The organism is Paracraurococcus lichenis (assembly GCF_030657435.1).
Classification (GTDB): Bacteria; Pseudomonadota; Alphaproteobacteria; order Acetobacterales; family Acetobacteraceae; genus Paracraurococcus; species Paracraurococcus lichenis.
Map to the genome: position 1 here is coordinate 1 of NZ_JAUTWS010000321.1, position 1222 is coordinate 1222.

Genomic DNA, 1222 nt, shown 5'->3' on the forward strand with positions numbered 1-1222 from the left:
CGCTCATTGAGACGGCTCCACAGGACATTGCCGTGGCGCCCTCTCCGCGAGAGCCACTTCTGCCAAATCCTCACGACCTGTCGGGCGTACCAGCGCAATCGCCGACTATTTCCACCTATGCCGTAGTAGGCATAGTGGCCTCGCATCATCGCGGCCAACTGGGCCTGCTGCGCAGTGAGTGGTTCGTGCCGGTTGGTCCGGCACCACTCGTTCACCGTGGCCAGTGCACGCGCAAAGCGGCCCTTGGCGGTGTTCTGCCGCAGTATGGCCTTTCCGTTCCGCGACCTGCCCCAGACATGGGTCAGGCCGAGGAAGTCGAACGAGGTGCCATCCGTTTGGGGATGGTTCGTCCGCTCCGGTCGTCTGATGCGGAAGTCGACGAGGTGTGTCTTGTCGGGGTGGAGCGTGAGCCCATGCCGCGCAAGACGCTTGCCCAGCACGGCCAGAACCCGTGTGGCATCCTCGAAGTGCTCGAAGGCCATCACCAGGTCATCGGCGTACCGGACCAGGGTACTTCTCCCTCTCAGGCGTGGCCGCACCTCGCTCTCGAACCACTCATCCAGCACGTGGTGCAGGTAGACATTCGAAAGGCATGGTGAAATCACGCCCCCCTGCGGGGAGCCGATGGTCGTATGACGCAGCAGGCCATCTTCGATGACCCCTGCCTTCAGCCACTTGTCGATCATCCGCCGGATCACACCATCCGTGACTCGTCGGTCGAGGAAGGCGCGCAGGTGGCAGTGGGCCATGGTGTCGAAATACTTTTGTATGTCGACGTCCAAGACCCAGTACAGTCGCTGGCCCCAGATGGCGCTGCGCAGGGCGTGCAGCGCTTGATGGGCCGAGCGGCCCGGCCGGAAACCATAAGAGCAGGGCAGGAAGTCCTGCTCGTAGATTGCTTCCAGCACCATCGCTATAGCGCGCTGCGCAACCTTGTCTTCGAAGGTTGGGATGCCGAGCGGCCGCTGCGTTCCGTCTGCCTTCGGAATGTATGCCCGGCGAACCGGCGGCGCCTCGTAGCGGCCCGACAGGATGCGATCGAGGAGGTCCCGTAGGTTGGCCTCCAGTTGCACCTCGTAGGCTGCCGCCGTGACGCCGTCGATGCCCGCGGCACCATCCTTGCGGGTCAGTCGGTAGGCCTCTCTCATCCAGTCCATGTCAATGAAATGGTGCAGCGAGTACAGCGCGGTCCCGCGTTGTCTCCTCGCCAGATCGGCTATCC

1 protein-coding gene is annotated in these 1222 nt (G+C 63.3%); it reads right to left on the reverse strand.

Translation table 11 applies throughout. The features are described 5' to 3' along the window. Nucleotides 1-1222 (reverse strand): group II intron reverse transcriptase/maturase (gene ltrA, locus Q7A36_RS39975; RefSeq protein WP_305109354.1); only part of this gene is annotated, 1222 nt, incomplete at both ends.